Source organism: Streptosporangium nanhuense, assembly GCF_059358815.1.
The window spans coordinates 140990-156164 of record NZ_JCADBG010000009.1 but is presented as its reverse complement, the minus strand read 5'-3'; the positions used below and the strand labels follow the sequence as shown (position 1 = coordinate 156164).

Below are 15175 nucleotides of genomic sequence, written 5' to 3'. Positions count from 1 at the left end.
CCCGGCGCGTAGGCTCCCGGCCATGAGCTCGAAGACCACCCCTGAGCAGCCCCTCCCGGTTCGCACGGTGTTGCAGATGGTCGGCGGCTGGATAGGCAAGCTCGGCACCGTCTGGGTCGAGGGGCAGATCACCGAGCTGACCGCCCGCGGCGGCACGGTGTTCCTGACCTTGCGTGACCCGGTGGCCAACGTGTCGGCCCGGGTCACCTGCCCGCGCGGCGTGTACGAGGCGACCCTCCCCCGGCCGGTCGACGGCGCCAGGATCGTGGCCCATCTGAAGCCCGATTTCTGGGTCAACAAGGGCTCCTTCGCGTTCACCGCGCTGGAGTTGCGGCCGGTGGGGGTCGGTGAGCTGCTGGCGCGGCTGGAACGGCTGCGCCAGCTGCTCGCGTCCGAGGGGCTCTTCGGTGTCGACAGGAAGCGGCGGCTGCCGTTCCTGCCGGGCACGGTCGGGCTGATCTGCGGTCGCGACTCGGCCGCCGAGCGCGACGTGCTGGAGAACTCGCGGCGCCGCTGGCCCGCCGTGCGGTTCAAGGTCGAGCCGGTGGCCGTGCAGGGGCCGTACGCGGTCGGCGAGGTCACCGAGGCGCTGCGGAAGTTCGACGCGGACGGCGAGGTCGACGTCATCGTGGTCGCGCGGGGCGGCGGGTCGATGGAGGACCTGCTGCCCTTCTCCGACGAGGCCCTCGTGCGGGCGGTCGCGGCGTGCCGCACGCCCGTGGTCAGCGCGATCGGCCACGAGCAGGACAACCCGCTGCTCGACCTGGTCGCCGACGTGCGCGCGTCCACGCCGACGGACGCGGCGAAGAAGGTCGTGCCTGACGTCGGCGAGCAGATGACGCTGATCCGCCAGCTCCGCGACCGGGGCCGCAGGGTGGCGGGCGGCTGGCTCGACCGCGAGACGGCCTGGCTGGCGGCGGCCCGCTCCCGTCCCTCGCTCGCCGACCCGGTGCGCGAGGTCGAGCGCAGGGCCGAGCAGGCCGAGCAGCTCAGGGACCGGGCGAGGCGATCCCTCACCGCCTCCCTGGACCGCGCCCAGGATTCGCTGGAGCACCTGCGCGCCCGGCTGGTCTCGCTGTCTCCGGCCGCCACGCTGGAGCGAGGCTACGCGATCGTGCAGCGCCCCTCGGGCGATGTCGTACGTCTCGCGAGCGAGGTCTCCCCCGGTGAGGAGCTGACGGTGCGCTTCCCCGACGACCGGGTGACGGTCAGGAGCGAGGGCGCCACGTGAGCGAGGGGTAGCCGTCGTCGACGAAGCCGAGCTGCCGGTAGAGGGACTCTGCGTCGGAGGTCGCGTGCAGGTCGACCCGGCGGATCCCGCTGTCGCGGTACCACTCCAGGAGGGCTCCCATGATGGCCCGGCCGTGCCCCCGGCGCCGGTGGCGGGGGTCGGTGGCCATGCCCTGGACGTAGCCGTAGCGGCCGTCGGGGAGGGTGGGGCCGGGGAAGCGGTCGAAGATGAGGCCGATCCCGCAGGCCGCCAGCCCCGAGCCGGGGGCGTCCACGACGTAGACGGCCGTGTCGGGGCTGCCCAGCCGCTCCCCGAGGCTCTCCGCGTAGGCCTTCTGCCACTCCTCCTCGACCGGATAGGTGCCGTCCTGCGCCATCCGGTCGGCCAGGACCTCACGGAGACGCACCAGCTCGGGGATGTCCTCGGTGGTCGCGTCGCGAACGTTCATCCGGGCATTCTCCCAGCCGTACGCCGTGCCTGAGCGGCCGGGGAGGCACCCTGTGGATCACCCGCGGGCGGGCGGCACGGCGGACCGGGGGACGTCACCGGCGAGACCGCGTCGAAACCACGCCGGTCGGACGTCGCGGGCCGAAGATCCCCGGGACACGACCTAAGGTGGGGTGCGTGGCCGATGAGAAGACACCGTCGTACGAGCAGGCGCGCGAGGAGCTGACCGAGGTGGTCCGCAGTCTTGAGGCGGGCGGGCTCACCCTGGAACAGTCGATCGAGCTCTGGGAGCGCGGCGAGAGGCTGGCCGCGATCTGCGAGGAGTGGCTCCAGGGGGCCAGGGTGAAGCTCGCGGCGGCCATGGCGCAGCGACGGCAACCCGACCCGGCCGGAGACGCCCCCTTCTGACCTGCCCGAGCTGCCCGAACTGCGCGAACTGCCCGAACTGCGCGAGCTTTCCGAGCTTTCCGAGCCGACGGCGGGCGGGGCCGCGGAGATCGTGTCCCGCCCGGATCCACCGGCCGGCGGATCCGGGCGGGGACGTCACCCCTGCCTGGCGCCGATCACGGCCAGGGCGGGGTGGCGAAGGCTGTACCAGCCGGTGACGCGGAGCACGGACTTCTTGAGCATCGCCACCGGGCGACCCGTGCGCACCTTTCCGTGCGGGCTGCCGTCGAGGCCGGTGGGCTGGAGGATGCCGTCCCACTCGCCGAGACTGACGCACAGGGCGTCGGCCTTGACGCGCAGCGGCTTCGGGCTGCGCCCGGCCATCCGGGCGGTGATCGCGTGGAAGGCGCACGCGGCGGCCAGCCCCCCGGGGCCGCAGCCCATGCGCAGCACCTGCCCGTCCTGGGTGTGCGCGGCCGCGGCGTCCCCGATGCCGTAGACCTCCGGGTGCGACCGCGAGCGCAGGGTCCCGTCCACGAGCATGCGGCCGCGGTCGTCCACGGCCAGCCCGGCCTCGCGCGCCAGCTCCGGGACCGTGAAGCCGGTGGTCCACACCACCGTGTCGGCGGTGACGTGCTCGCCCCCCTCCAGCAGCACGCCGTCCGCGCCGACCTTGGCGACCCTGGCGTGCTCCCACACCTGGACGCCGAGGCGGCCCAAGGCGCGGTGCAGGTAGTCACGGCCCCGCTCGGACAGCTCCTGGCCCAACGCTCCGCCGGTGACCAGCCGCACCGTGCGGTCGGGGTAGGTCTCGGCCAGCGCGGTGGCCGTCTCCAGACCGGTCGGCCCGGCGCCGACCACGGCGACCGTGCCGGCGGTCCGCATCCGGTCGCGCAGCCGCTCGGCCTGCTCCCCGCCGGCGACGGTGTAGGCGTGCTCGGCCACCCCGGGGACGGTGTCGAGGTCGGCGCGGCTGCCCAGCGCGTACACCAGCAGGTCGTAGCCGATCGGCTCCGCGCCGCCGGCCAGTTCCACCCGCCTGCCCTCCGTGTCGACGCGCGTGACCCGGTCGACGATCAGCCGGACGCCGGTGCCCTCGAACAGTCCGCGCAGTGACAGGTGGCGCACCTTTCGGCCGGAGGCGAGCTGGTGGTTGCGCATCCGCTCCACGAACCGGTCACGGTCGTTGACGATCGTGACGTTCGCGCCGGTGCGCCCGGCGAGCAGCTTGGCGGTCGTGACGCCGGTGTATCCGGCGCCCAGGACCGCGATGTTCGGTGTCGTCGTCATGAGCGTTCTCCATCCGTCGTTCGACGCTGGATGAACGGGATGCGGCGGCGATCCGTGACACTTCGACCTGATAAACGATTACATTTTTTGCTTCGCGATGAAGATGAGCTTGTCCGGGTTGGCGATGGTGCGGATGGTGACGACGCGGTCACCGTCGAGTTCGAGGGCGGTGACTCCGGACAACCGGCCGTCCAGGTACACCATGAGGGCGAGCTCCCCGTTCACCATCTCCGGTACGAGGCGGATGCGCTGCGCGTACTCGGCGAGGACGCGCAGGTAACGCAGGACCTGCTCCCGGCCGACCAGCGGATGCCGCACCGCTCGCGCCTTACCGCCACCGTCGGCCCAGGCGACGACGTCCTCGGCCAGCATCCGCTCCAGCGCCGGCACGTCGCCGGCCAGCGTGGCCTCCAGGAACCGCTCCAGGAGTCTCCGGCGCTGCTCGGGCGGGGCGGTGAACCGCTTGCGCGCCTCGGCGACATGCCGCCGCGCCCGGCGGTACAGCTGCCGCACGTGCGGCTCGCCGACCCGCAGGATCTCCGCGACCTCGCGGTGACTGTGACCGAACGCCTCGCGCAGCACGAAGACCGCACGCTCCGGCGGGGTGAGCCGCTCCAGCAGCACCAGCATCCCCAGCGACAGCGACTCCCGCTGCTCCACCGTCTCCAGCGGGCCGAGCGCGCCGCCGCCGGTGACGACCGGCTCGGGCAGCCACGTCCCGACATAGCGCTCCCGCCGCGCCCGCGCCGAGGTGAGCCGGTCGAGGCACAGGTTGGTGACCACCCTGGTCAGCCACGCCTCCGGCGAGACCGCCGTGTCACTGCGCTCCCAGCGCAGGTAGGCGTCCTGCAACACGTCCTCGGCCTCGGAGGCCTCCCCGAGCAGCCGGTAGGCCACCCCGAACAGGCGTACGCGGTTGGCCTCGAACCGCTCCAGCCGCTCCTCGGTCACGCCCATCACCGGCCCCCGCCCGCGTGTGGCGGGGCCTGGACCGCCATGACCGGGCTCGCGCTCCGGCCGCGCGTGTCGGGGATGAGGGACATCACGGACGCACTTCCGCTCGGCTCCCGCAAGGATCGGACACTCGATCAGCGTAACCACCGGTCGGGTCGCCCTCTTTTTCCCCTGTCACCCCACGGGTCCGGCGGCGCGCCCGACGGCCGGGACCCGCGACGGGAGGGACCGGCGCGCGGACCCGGGGCAGGCGTGATCCCCTTCCTTCGGGGGAACGGCCCTCAGGAGGTGACCTTCGGCTGCTGCTTGAGGGACCCGGCCAGGGCCGACAGCTCGTCCCACGGGGCGGTGCCGGTGACGACGATCGTGACGTCCGGCAGGAACCGTACGAGGGAACGCTGGTCCTTGTCCTCGCGGAGGCGCTGCTCCCAGGTCACGCCGTCGATCTGGACGGTTCCGGTGACCGTGGAGGTGTTGGAGAGCCGGTTGGCGAACCCGGCGGCGGGCTTCTCGTTGCTCTGGGCGAGCATCGCGTGGAAGCGTTTGGCCGTGGCGAAACCGAGCCTCCAGGTCGTGACGCCGTTGGCGTTCGTGTTCCGGGAGCTGTTCGGGACCCATCCGGCGGCGACGGGCTCGGGGGCCCACACCTGGAAGGGCGCCGTGCGACGCAGGTCGGCCAGGGCGATCGAGTAGTCGACCCTGGGGATGTGCTCGGTCCTGCTCTGCGGCGTGACCAGCAGGAACAGGCCGACGGCGCCCAGACAGACCGCCATCGCGAACACATAGCCGTAGAAGCCCTGAGTGAACTTTTGCACGACTGTCGACACTATCCGTTCGGGAGGGCGGTCCGGCGTCAGGGGCGGTGGAACTGGGCGATGATCGTCAGCACGTCCTCGGCCAGGGCGCGGGAGGCGTCCTCGTCGTCGGACAGGGCGACCTCGGAGACCGCGGCGGCGAGCGCGCCGGTGAGGACCACGACCAGCGCCCCCTCGTCGCCCTCGAACAGGGCCGCGTTGCGCTTGGCCCACTGCCGGAGCCGGTCGCGCATGATGAGCTCGAACCCCGGCGGCCCGTCCCCGCGCAGGAACAGCGCGGAGATCTCCCGTTCGGCCAGGCAACCCTCCAGGTAGGCGCGGGCCCCGGCGATGAACAGCCTCATCGGGTCGTTCTCACCGTCGGCCCTGGACTCCTGGACCGCCTGCTTGGTCCGCTGGGTCTGGCGGGTCTGGAACTCCTCGAAAAGGGTGAGGTAGAGGTCGGCCTTGCCGGAGAAGTGGTGGTAAAGGCTTCCGACACTCGCCCCCGCGCGGGCCACCACGTCGGTGACCCCGGTCTCGGCGAAACCACTCGTGACGAAGATCTCCCTCGCGGCGGACAGGAGCGCGACGCGCGTGGCGGCACCTCGCTCGGAGGTCCGCGCACCCACGCCTTTCACCAGTCGTTCCGTGTCGCTGCTCATGGTGGGCACATTATCCTCCGCCGACCGGTCAGAGGGGTGCCAACTACGATCGTTGTATTGACCACGAGAGGGGTTTCCCACCATGTCCGATGAGACGTCCGTTCCCGACGCCCTCGCCGCGGGAGAGCACGCACCCGATCGCAACCTCGCTCTGGAACTGGTCCGGGTCACCGAGGCCGCCGCCATGGCCGGCGCCCGCTGGGTCGGGCGAGGTGACAAGAACGGTGCCGACGGCGCCGCGGTCAACGCCATGCGCCAGCTGATCAACACGGTGTCCATGAGCGGCGTGGTGGTGATCGGCGAGGGCGAGAAGGACAACGCGCCGATGCTCTACAACGGCGAGCACGTGGGCGACGGCAGCGGCGCGGCGTGCGACGTGGCCGTGGACCCGATCGACGGCACCCGGCTCACCGCGCTCGGCATGCCCAACGGCATCTCGGTGATCGCGGTCAGCGAGCGCGGCTCGATGTACGACCCGTCGGCCGTTTTCTACATGGACAAGCTGGTCACCGGCCCCGAGGCCGCCTCGTCGGTCGACATCAACGCGCCGGTGGCCGACAACATCGCCGCGGTGGCCCGCGCCAAGGGCGGCGAGCCCTCGGACGTGACCGTGGTCGTCCTCGACCGCCCCCGTCACGAGAAGATCATCCGGGAGATCCGGGAGACCGGCGCACGGATCAGGCTCATCACCGACGGCGACGTGGCCGGTGCGATCATGGCGGCCCGGGTGGGTACGGGCGTCGACCTGATGCTCGGCATCGGCGGAACCCCGGAGGGCATCATCGCCGCGTGCGCGCTCAAGTGCCTGGGCGGCGTCATCCAGGGCAAGCTCTGGCCGCAGGACGACGCCGAGCGCCGCAGGGCGCTGGACGCGGGTCTCGACCTCGACGCCACGCTGAGCACCGACGACCTGGTCAGGTCCGACGACGTGTTCTTCGCGGCCACCGGGATCACCGACGGCGAGCTGATGCAGGGCGTCCGCTACCGCGCGGGAAGGGCCATCACCAACTCCCTGGTGATGCGCGGCCGTTCGGGGACGATACGGAAGATCGAGAGCGAGCACCAGCTCTGGAAGCTGCGGGCCTACAGCGCGATCAACTTCGACAGCGCCAGCTGAGCCGCGGCGCCGCGACCGGGACCGGACCGGCCTCGGCCGGGGAGCGGCCCCGGCGCCCCGGGCGAGGGTTTTCGGACGAGAGCCCTCGCCCGGCGAGCGACGACGCCGGGAAGCCGGGAAAGGGCGTCAGCGACGGACCCGGGGGCGGCGACGCGAGGAGACGACGTCAGCGACGGACCCGGGAGCCGCGACGCGAGGAGACGACGTCAGCGGCGGAACCAGGAGCCGCGACGCGAGGAGACGACGTCAGCGGCGGAACCAGGAGCGGCGAGGGCGCTTGGGAGACTTGGCCACGATGTTGCCGAGCGTGACGACGCCGGTGATCTCGATGACCGGCCCGTCCGGCGAGGCCGGGACCTGGTTCTTCCTTCCCCCCATGAACGCCGAGACGGGCATCTCGATCCGTACGCCCTCGGGGACGATCAGGGTGAGGGTGCCGCCCATCACGGTGACGTGCAGGGTCACGTGGCTGGACTGGAGCAGCGCGTCGCGCAGGTCGAGCTTGACGTTGGCGCAGATCGCGGTGGCCGTGAACCGGGTCGGCACGACCCAGCGGCCCGAGCGCTCCTCGGAGCCGAAGAACGCCGCCACCGGGCGGACGTCGGTGCGGAGCGGCTGCTCCTCGGGCGGCAGCAGGTCGGCGGTGAGCGCGGATAGCTCCCCCAGCGTGCGGGCGCGGTACAGGGCCTCGGTGCGCTCGTCGTGCTCCTCGTGGTCGAGGCGCCCGTCGGCGAGCGCGTCGCCCAGCACGGCGGCCACCCTCTCGCGGTCGGTGTCTCCGGCCCTCAGGTCGGCGGGACGTGGCTCGGGGGCGTAACGGCGGACGGCGGGGGGACGGGGACTCTCCACCCTTCGACCATAATCCCTGCCGGGGCTCCGGCAGCGGAGCGCGAACCCCTGACATACCCCGGAGATTCGAACCGCCCGCGGCGACACGAGAGCCCCCGGGGGAAGTCCGGACCTCCGGACGGCAGACCCTCCTCATCAGCAGAATTCAGGAAATTTCCGGTTATCCCGACCCCGGGCACGACGGACTCCGGCCCCTTCGGCCTCAGGCGCGCGCCCCGGTCGCGCCACCCCGGCCACGACGGTGAAACCGGCAGGTGACAGGCCATTGACCCCCGGGTAGCCCACCCATAACCTGACGGGAACTTGAATCCCCCTCACGTTCCCCCCGGAGGTCGTCATGCCGACCCCACGTGACCGGCAGGCGCGCGTGGCGACCTGGGCGGCCTTCTTCGTCCAGGGCCTCTGCCTCGCCACCCTGCTCACCCATGTGATCGACCTCCAGCACAAGTTCGGGATCAGCGACGGCGACCTCACCCTGGTCCTGCTGCTCGTACCGGTGATCGCCGGCGTCGGCAGCGCGGTCGCGGCCCCCCTGGCGAGCCGGTACGGCAGTGCCCCGGTCCTGCGGATCTCCCAGGTCGGCGTCTGCACCGCGGTGATCCTGTCCGGCTGGAACGACCAGCTCATCGGCCTCTACGCGCTCAGTGCGATCTTCGGCCTATTCATCGGCGCGGTGGACGCGGCGATGAACATGCAGGCGGTCGCGGTCGAGCGCCGGTACGGCATGAGCGTGCTGACCGGCTTCCACGCCGTGTGGAGCGTCGGCTCGTTGCTGGGGGCCGGGTTCAACTCCGTCTTCAGCGAGCTCGGCGTGGAACTGCGCTGGTCCTTCTCCGTCCCGGTGCTGATCGGCGCGCTGATCTCGGTGATCACGCTTCCCCGCCTCTACGGGCGGGAGGAGGAGAGGTCCACCGCGCCGGCCACGCCCACGGCGGTCAAGGTGCCGTGGCGGCCGATCATCCCGCTCTGCCTGGCGATGGCGTTCCTGTACGTCGGCGACGCGGCGGTCTCCAGCTACAGCACCGTCTACATGGAGAAGGCGTTCGCGGCGAGCGGCTGGCTGGTGCCGTTCGCCTACTTCGTCTACCAGGCGACCATGCTCCTGGCCCGGGTCCCCGGCGACCTCGCCGTCCGCAGGTACGGGCCCGCGCCGGTGGTCCGGGCGGGCGCGGTGATCGCGGCCGTGGGCACGCTGGGGGTCGTCGTCGCACCCGGCGTCGCGGCGGCCGTCGTGGCGTTCGGCCTGATCGGCATCGGCCTGTCCGTCATCGCCCCGCAGTCGTTCTCGGCCGCGGGGCGATTGGGCGCCGGGGCGGAGACCGCGATCGCGCGGGTCAACATGTTCAACTACGTCGGCCTGCTCGTCGGCACCGCCTTGGTCGGGACGCTCAACGACACGGTGGACATCCGGGTGGCGTTCGTGCCCGCCGCCGTCCTGGTGGCCCTGATCGTGTTCCTCGCCAGGGGCTTCCAGCCGGACCCGGAACCCGCCGCGCGGCCGTAGCCGCGGAGGACCTCACGGCCCGCGACCGTGACCGCGCGCGGACCCCGGGACACCGGAACCGTGACCGCACGGGGACCCCGCGAGGCACCACGACCCGTGGCGCGGCCGTAGCCGCGGAAAGGCCTCACAGGTAGTGGCGCTGGTCCCGTTTGGCCTGTTCGTAGGCGGCGCGAGCCTGTCGCGCCTCCGGCAGTCCCGACACCTCCGCCACCGGGACGTCCCACCAGGCCGTGGTCCGGGGGCCGGGGCCCGGCACCGTCTCGACGTACACGACGGTGGTGCCGACGGCCTCCCTCGCCTTGGTGAGCGCCACCCGCAGGGACTCGGGGCCGTCGGCGCGGATCACGTCGGCGCCCAGACTGGCCGCGTTGGCGGCCAGGTCGACCGGGAGGAGGGCCCCGTCCAGCGCGCCCCCGGCCCCGCGCATCCGGTAGGCGGTGCCCAGGCGCCCCGCGCCGACCGCCTCCGACAGGCCGCCGATGGAGGCGAAGCCCCGGTTGTCGACCAGCACCACGACGAGCTTGACGCCCTCCTGCACGGCGGTGGCGATCTCCTGGGCCATCATCAGGTAGGACCCGTCGCCGACCAGCACGAACACCTCGCGCTCCGGCGCGGCCAGCTTCACCCCGAGCCCTCCGGCGATCTCGTAGCCCATGCAGGAGTAGCCGTACTCGACGTGGTAGGACTTCGGGTCGGTCGCGCGCCACAGCTTGTGCAGGTCGCCGGGCATCGACCCGGCCGCGTTGACCACCACGTCCGAGGGCCGGGCCACCTCGTTGACCATGCCGAGCACCACCGGCTGGGTCAGCGCGTCCCCGGTCGTCAGCAGGGAGACCTGCTCCTGCCACTCGTGGGTCAGGCGCGTCGCCCTGGCGGTCCAGCCGGGATCGGCGTTCCAGTCGCCGACGTCCAGGGCGCGCAACGCCTCGCGGGCGTCGGCGACGAGCATCTCGCCGGAGTGCTTGGCGGCGTCGAAGGCCGTGACGTTGACGTTCAGGAACGCGGCCTCGCCGAACAGGGTGCGGGAGGCGGTGGTGAAGTCGCTGTAGCGGGTGCCCACCCCGATGACCAGGTCCGCGTCGCGGGCCAGGTCGTTGGCGGCGGCGGTGCCGGTGTGCCCGATCGCGCCGACCGCGCAGGGGTGGTCGTACGGCAGCGTCCCCTTGCCCGCCTGGGTCTCCCCCACCGGGACGCCGTGGTCGGCGGCGAACGCGGCCAGCGTCTGCCACGCCTCGCTGTAGACCACCCCGCCCCCCGCCACGATCAGCGGTCGCCGCGACCGCCTGACCAGCTCCGCCGCCCGCGCCAGCGCGGCGGGTTCGGGGACGGGCCTCGCCACGTGCCACACCCGGCGGGCGAACAGCTCCTTTGGCCAGTCGTACGCCTCCGCCTGCACGTCCTGCGGCAGCGCCAGGGTGACCGCGCCCGTCTCGGCCGGATCGGCCAGCACCCGCATCGCGGCCGGAAGGGCCGCGAGGAGCTGCTCGGGCCGGTTGATCCTGTCGAAGAACCGGGAGACCGGGCGCAGCGCGTCGTTGACGGTCACGTCTGGGAAGCGGGGGTCCTCCAGCTGCTGCAGGACCGGGTCGGCGGCGCGGGTGGCGAAGACGTCACCGGGCAGCAGCAGCACCGGGATCCGGTTGATCGTGGCCAGCGCCGCCCCGGTGACCATGTTGGTGGCGCCGGGGCCGATCGAGGAGGTGCAGGCGAACGTGGACAGCCGGTTGCGGGCCCGCGCGTAGCCGACGGCGGTGTGCACCATGGCCTGCTCGTTGCGCGCCAGGTAGTACGGGAGGTCGCCGTCGGTGCCCGCCCCCCGCTCGGCCAGGGCCTGCCCGATCCCGGCGACGTTGCCGTGGCCGAAGATGCCCAGGCACCCGGCCACCAGCCGGTGTTCCACGCCGTCGCGCTCCGACCACTGGTTCGCGAGGAACCGCAGGAGCGCCTGTGCCACGGTGAGTCTCATCCCGTCACCTCACAACGCCTTCGTCATCGGAAGTCTCGGGTCGATCTGCTGCTTCGCCCACGAGGAGCGGATCCAGGCGTGCCTGGGGTCGTCGCAGAAGGCCATCGACCGCTCGGGCGCGGGCCCGGCCAGCACGTTCAGGTAGTAGAGGTCGTAGCCGGGGGCGGCCATCGACGGGCCGTGGTAGCCGCTGGGGACGAGCACCACGTCGCCGCCCGACACCTCGGCCAGGGTCTCGTGGGTGCCGTACACCCGCTGGTAGCCGGGGCCGCCCTCGAAGTAGTAGATCTCCTCCAGCACGGCCTCGTGCTCGGAGGCGGTGTCGTGCTTGTGCGGCGGGTACGACGACCAGTTGCCGCCGGGGGTCAGCACCTCCACCGCGACGAGCTTGTCGCAGTCGAAGGCGTCGGGGGCGCAGAAGTTGTTGACCTGGCGGCTGGCCGACCCCGTCCCGCGCACCTCGACGGGGACCGCGTGCGCGGGGCCGTACCGCACGGGCAGACGCCTGGTCGCGCGGGCGGCGGGGAGGGCGAAGCGGCCCTCGCCGGTGACGCGCGCGGTCGCGCCGACGGGCAGGTAGGCGAAGTCGGTGACCGCGTGGAAGACCGAGGTCCTGCCCTCCAGCGTGAGCCGCTCCCCCTCGCACTCGACCACGCACGTGCCCGACAGCGGCAGGACCAGCATCTCCTCGTCGCCGGTGTCGAACTCCACGCCCTCGCCGGACAGGCAGAGCACGCGGAGCCCGGCGTACGTCCACCCGGCCGCCTCCGGGGTGATCGACAGGGCCCACGGCGCTCGCGCGGTGCTTCCCGCGGGGACGAAGGTCATGGCCGCTCCTCGCCGTCGCCGTCCCTGCCCGGTCTCCCGTGCGCGCCCGCGCCGTCCTGGTCCGGCTTCCCACGCGCGTCGTCGCCGATGCCGCTCCGGCCCGGTATCCCGTTCATGCCACCTCCAGCATCGCCGCGGCGGTGTCGACGGCCGCGGCCACGTCGTCATCGGAGGGATACAGCAACGCGCGGCCCACCACCAGACCCCGCACGCCGGGAAGCCGCAGAGCCGCCCGCCAGGCCGCGTAGGTGAGCTCCGGCGCGCCGCCCGGGTCGCCGCCCAGGAGCAGCGTCGGCAGCGTGGTGGCCCGCATCACCCGTTCCATGCCGTCCACGACCGGGATCTTCAGCCAGGTACGCGCGGAGGTCGCGCCGAGTGCCTGGGCGACGTGCATGGAGCGGATGACCCCCTCGGGTGACAGGTCGTGGGTGGGCGCGCCACCCGCCCGGCGCGACCAGAACGGCTCGACCATGGCGACCAGGTCGTGCGCGGCCAGTTCGGTGACGGCCCGGCCACACGATTCCAGGGTGAGCGCGGTGGACGGGTCGTCCATGCCGATCCGGCAGAGCATCTTGCCCCCGTCGAGGCGTGCCCTGACGATCGAGGGGACGTCGTAGGCGGTGAAGCGGTCGTCGAACTCGAAGGCCGACCCGTGCAGGCCGCCCCGGTTCATCGACCCGATGACGACCTTGCCCTCCAGCGCGCCGAGCAGCAGGAGGTCCTCGACGATGTCGGGGGTGCCGAGCAGGCCGTCCACGCCGGGCCTGGCCAGCGCCACGCACAGGCGTTCCAGCAGCTCGACGCGGCTCTCCATGGCCCCGGGACGGCCTCCCACGCCGACGACGCCCCTGGCCGTGTGGTCGGCGGCGATGATCAGAAGCCGGTCGCGCTCCTCCAGCGCCTTCCCGCGCCGCCGGGCCGCCGCCGCCTCGGCGATCCGCCCGGGAAAGCGCGCCCGCGTGTCGAGGAGCGTCCGGTGGTCGAACCGGGGTCTGGTCTCACTCATCGCCCGCCTCCAGTGTCTTCCCGTCGGGCACCGGCTCTCCAGGCGCTCCCGCCGGACCCGCCGTGCTCTCCGGGGTGCGGCCGTCGGGCACGGGTGCCTCCGCCGTGGCCCCGCCGTCACCCTCGTCGCCGAACACGAGCCTTCCCGACCTGGCCCGGTCGTCCCGCCCGGTGGCGAGCACCTCCATCACCTCGTCGAGCCGTGGCATCGCCGGGGCGCAGGCCAGCCGTCCCGCGACGATGGACCCGGCCGCGTTGGCGAACCGCAGCGTGGCCTCCAGCGGCCAGCGTTCGAGGAGACCGTGGCAGAGGGCGCCGCCGAAGGCGTCTCCCGCGCCGAGGCCGTTGACCACCTCCACCGGCACCGGCGGCACCCGTACCGTCTCGGCCGCGGTCATGCCGAGCACCCCTTCCGCGCCCAGCTTCACGATCGCGAGTTCGGCGCCCGCGTCGAGCAGCGCCTCGGCGGCCTCGTGCGGCTCGCGGAGGCCGGTCGCCACCTCGGCCTCGTCCAGGTTCCCGACCGCCACCGTGACATGGCGCAGGGCCTCGCGCACCTGCTCGCGGGCCTCGCCCGCGCCCGGCCAGAACATCGGGCGGTAGTCGAGGTCCAGCACGGTGTGCGGCGTGCGTCCCCTGGCCCGCCAGGCCGCGAGGTGCGCGCTCCTGGAGGGCTCCTGGGACAGGCCGGTGACGGTCGCCCAGAAGAGCCTGGCTCCCGCGACGGCCTCCAGGTCCAGCTCCTCGGGGAAGATCTCCAGGTCGGGGGCCTTGGGGAAGCGGTAGAAGTAGAGCGGGAAGTCGTCCGGCGGCCGGATCTCGCAGAACGTCACCGGGGTGGGCAGGTGCGCGACCGGGGTGACGAAGCCGTCGTCGACCCCGTACTCGCGCAGCGCGTCGTGCACGAAGAGCCCGAACGGGTCGTCGCCGGTCCTGGTGATCACCGCGCTGGAGCGGCCCAGCCGGGCGGCGGCCACGGCCACGTTGGTGGGACTGCCGCCCAGATACTTGCCGAAGGTCTCGACCTCGCGCAGCGACACCCCCACCTGCAGCGGGTAGACGTCGACCCCGGCCCGCCCCATGGTCAGGACCTCGATCATGCGCGCCCCTCGCCGGGCGGCCCGCCAAAGGACACCCCGCCGCCTCCCGCCTCGCCGCTCCCCGGCCCTCCGTCCCCGGGGCCGTCGTGGCCCGGCCCGCCGCTTCCCGGCGCTTCATGCCCCGGCCCGCCGCTTCCCGGCGGCTCGGTCCCGTCGCCGGTGAGCCTCCTCAAATACGCCAGGCTCTCGCGGACGTTCTCCTTGGGATCGTTGGAATCGTCCTCGGCGGAACCCAGCACGACGTCCTGCTCCAGGACGTACCAGCCGTCGTACCCGGCCCCGGTCAGGCCGCCGACGATGGCGGGGAGGTCCACGTCGCCCCGGCCCAGCGGCCGGTAGAGGCCGTCCTTCACGGCCCGGGTGTAGGTGAGCTCGCCCGCCCTGACCCGCCCGGCCATGGCGGCGTCCACGTCCTTGAGGTGGACGTGCGCGATCCGTCCCGCGGCCCGGGAGACCAGTTCGGCGGGGTCGGTGCCGCCCGCGAGGAGGTGGCCGGTGTCGAGGCAGAGCGGCATCGCGCTGTCGTCGAGCACCCGCTGGACCTCCTCCCGGTTCTCCACCACGGTCCCGATGTGCGGGTGCAGGGTGACGGTCCTGCCGAACTCCTTGGCGTTCTTGAGGATCCGGCGCAGGTTGCCCATGAGGGTCTTCCAGGCGGCCGCGTCCAGCTCCGGCCTGGCGTCGTAGCTCTCGCCGCCGGTGGAGGCGGCCAGCACGACCACGTCCACCTCGCCGTCCATGAAGGCGCGCATCGCGGCCCGGACGACCGGGAGCGGGTCGTGGTCGGCCTCGTGCAGGACGACGGGGACGAACCCGCCCACCGCCCGCAGCCCGTACTCCGCGAGGAGGGACCGGCAGCGCGTCGGCGAGGGGGGCAGGAACCCGTCGGGGCCGAGCTCGGTGGCCGTCAGGCCCAGCTCCCTCATCTCGGCGAGCACCCGTGAGCGATCCAGCTGCCGCCCCCAGCCGGGGACCTCGCAGACGCCCCAGGAGATGGGCGCCCCGGCCGTCCTCACCGGACCACCCCCACCGACGGAA

General features: G+C 72.9%; 15 protein-coding genes. 4 read left to right on the top strand and 11 right to left on the bottom strand.

Translation table 11 applies throughout. The features are described 5' to 3' along the window. The first annotated feature begins 22 nt into the window (after positions 1–22). Positions 23–1231, top strand: a complete 1209-nt coding sequence (xseA, locus tag AC5L38_RS19160) for an exodeoxyribonuclease VII large subunit (protein WP_495244161.1) — start codon at positions 23–25, stop codon at positions 1229–1231. Here xseA and AC5L38_RS19155 read toward each other — a convergent pair. Continuing rightward, the gene (locus tag AC5L38_RS19155) at positions 1209–1679 is read right to left on the bottom strand and encodes a GNAT family N-acetyltransferase (RefSeq protein WP_495244160.1); all 471 of its coding nucleotides are present in this window, start codon (positions 1677–1679) and stop codon (positions 1209–1211) included. The genes xseA and AC5L38_RS19155 overlap by 23 nt on opposite strands. A 176-nt stretch (positions 1680–1855) precedes the next feature. On the opposite strand from AC5L38_RS19155, the gene AC5L38_RS19150 reads away from it, so the two are divergent. Further along, positions 1856–2086, top strand: a complete 231-nt coding sequence (locus AC5L38_RS19150; protein WP_389909890.1) for an exodeoxyribonuclease VII small subunit — start codon at positions 1856–1858, stop codon at positions 2084–2086. Positions 2087–2221: 135 nt separating this feature from the next. Here AC5L38_RS19150 and AC5L38_RS19145 read toward each other — a convergent pair whose 3' ends face one another. From AC5L38_RS19145 to AC5L38_RS19130, 4 genes are all read right to left on the bottom strand, one after another. Further along, complete coding sequence (locus tag AC5L38_RS19145) at positions 2222–3355, bottom strand: NAD(P)/FAD-dependent oxidoreductase (RefSeq protein WP_495244159.1); 1134 nt, start codon at positions 3353–3355, stop codon at positions 2222–2224. Positions 3356–3433: 78 nt separating this feature from the next. Further along, on the bottom strand, positions 3434–4312 hold the full coding sequence (locus AC5L38_RS19140; RefSeq protein ID WP_495244158.1) for an RNA polymerase sigma-70 factor: 879 nt from the start codon (positions 4310–4312) through the stop codon (positions 3434–3436). Between the two features lie 278 nt (positions 4313–4590). Beyond that, entirely contained in the window at positions 4591–5124 is a 534-nt protein-coding gene (locus tag AC5L38_RS19135) for a DUF4245 domain-containing protein (RefSeq protein ID WP_495244157.1), read from the bottom strand. 38 nt (positions 5125–5162) lie between these two features. Further along, on the bottom strand, positions 5163–5768 hold the full coding sequence (locus tag AC5L38_RS19130) for a TetR/AcrR family transcriptional regulator (protein ID WP_495244156.1): 606 nt from the start codon (positions 5766–5768) through the stop codon (positions 5163–5165). An 82-nt stretch (positions 5769–5850) separates the two neighbouring features. Here AC5L38_RS19130 and glpX point away from each other — a divergent pair, with 82 nt between their 5' ends. Continuing rightward, a complete protein-coding gene (gene glpX / locus AC5L38_RS19125) occupies positions 5851–6885 on the top strand; it encodes a class II fructose-bisphosphatase (protein ID WP_495244155.1) in 1035 nt (344 codons plus the stop codon). Positions 6886–7131: 246 nt separating this feature from the next. On the opposite strand, the gene AC5L38_RS19120 is transcribed toward glpX, so the two are convergent. After that, entirely contained in the window at positions 7132–7734 is a 603-nt protein-coding gene (locus AC5L38_RS19120) for a DUF1707 SHOCT-like domain-containing protein (protein ID WP_495244154.1), read from the bottom strand. Positions 7735–8071: 337 nt separating this feature from the next. Here AC5L38_RS19120 and AC5L38_RS19115 point away from each other — a divergent pair, with 337 nt between their 5' ends. Then, the gene (locus AC5L38_RS19115) at positions 8072–9238 is read left to right on the top strand and encodes an MFS transporter (RefSeq protein ID WP_495244153.1); all 1167 of its coding nucleotides are present in this window, start codon (positions 8072–8074) and stop codon (positions 9236–9238) included. 124 nt (positions 9239–9362) lie between these two features. Here the strand turns inward: AC5L38_RS19115 and iolD are convergent, their stop codons facing one another. The 5 genes from iolD to AC5L38_RS19090 all read right to left on the bottom strand — a co-directional run bounded on the left by iolD (position 9363) and on the right by AC5L38_RS19090 (position 15153). Further along, entirely contained in the window at positions 9363–11204 is a 1842-nt protein-coding gene (gene iolD / locus AC5L38_RS19110) for a 3D-(3,5/4)-trihydroxycyclohexane-1,2-dione acylhydrolase (decyclizing) (RefSeq protein WP_495244152.1), read from the bottom strand. A 9-nt stretch (positions 11205–11213) separates the two neighbouring features. Then, positions 11214–12032: a 5-deoxy-glucuronate isomerase gene (gene iolB / locus AC5L38_RS19105; protein ID WP_495244151.1), complete on the bottom strand. Its 819-nt coding sequence runs from the start codon at positions 12030–12032 to the stop codon at positions 11214–11216. Positions 12033–12144: 112 nt separating this feature from the next. Continuing rightward, entirely contained in the window at positions 12145–13038 is an 894-nt protein-coding gene (locus AC5L38_RS19100; RefSeq protein ID WP_495244150.1) for a Cgl0159 family (beta/alpha)8-fold protein, read from the bottom strand. Then, positions 13031–14137 (bottom strand): 5-dehydro-2-deoxygluconokinase, encoded by a 1107-nt coding sequence (iolC, locus tag AC5L38_RS19095; RefSeq protein WP_495244149.1) that lies wholly within the window; start codon positions 14135–14137, stop codon positions 13031–13033. The genes AC5L38_RS19100 and iolC overlap by 8 nt, the downstream gene beginning before the upstream one ends. Beyond that, complete coding sequence (locus AC5L38_RS19090; protein ID WP_495244148.1) at positions 14134–15153, bottom strand: TIM barrel protein; 1020 nt, start codon at positions 15151–15153, stop codon at positions 14134–14136. Before AC5L38_RS19090 ends, iolC begins: the two co-directional genes overlap by 4 nt. Positions 15154–15175 lie beyond the last annotated feature (22 nt).